Origin of the sequence: Streptomyces sp. DH12 (assembly GCF_020873895.1) — a bacterium.
In the GTDB taxonomy this organism is placed as follows: Bacteria; Actinomycetota; Actinomycetes; order Streptomycetales; family Streptomycetaceae; genus Streptomyces.
Map to the genome: position 1 here is coordinate 1 of NZ_JAHWGT010000783.1, position 488 is coordinate 488.

Below are 488 nucleotides of genomic sequence, written 5' to 3' on the forward strand. Positions count from 1 at the left end.
GGCCACAGGCCCTCCTGGACGCCGGCCACGACGACGAGGCCCCACTCCAGGCCCTTGGAGCGGTGCGCGGTCATCAGGCGTACGGCGTCCGGGCGTGCGGCGCGGCGGGTGAGGGTGTCGGCGGCGATGTCCTCGGCCTCGATCTCCTCGAGGAAGTTGAGGGCGCCCCGGCCTCCGGTGCGTTCCTCCGCGCGGGCGGCGGTGGCGAACAGCGCGCACACGGCGTCGAGGTCGCGGTCGGCGTTGCGGCCGGCGGCACCGCCGCGGCGGGCGGCGCGTTCCAGGCGCTGCGGCCAGGGGGTGCCGTCCCACAGCTCCCAGAGGGCTTCCTCGGCCGTGCCGCCGCCGGCCAGGCACGCGCGGGCCCGGCGCAGCAGGGCGCCGAGCCGTTGCGCGCCGCGCGCGTAGACGGGGTCGTGCACGGCGAGCCGCTCCGGCTCGGCCAGCGCGCGGGCGAGCAGCTCGTCCGAGGGCGGCGGCAGCGGGTT

Annotated in this window: 1 protein-coding gene; it reads right to left on the minus strand. The window is 79.1% G+C overall.

The features are described from left to right. On the minus strand, nt 1-488 hold a 488-nt coding region (locus LPA54_RS37035; RefSeq protein WP_306806613.1), incomplete at both ends, for a 3'-5' exonuclease.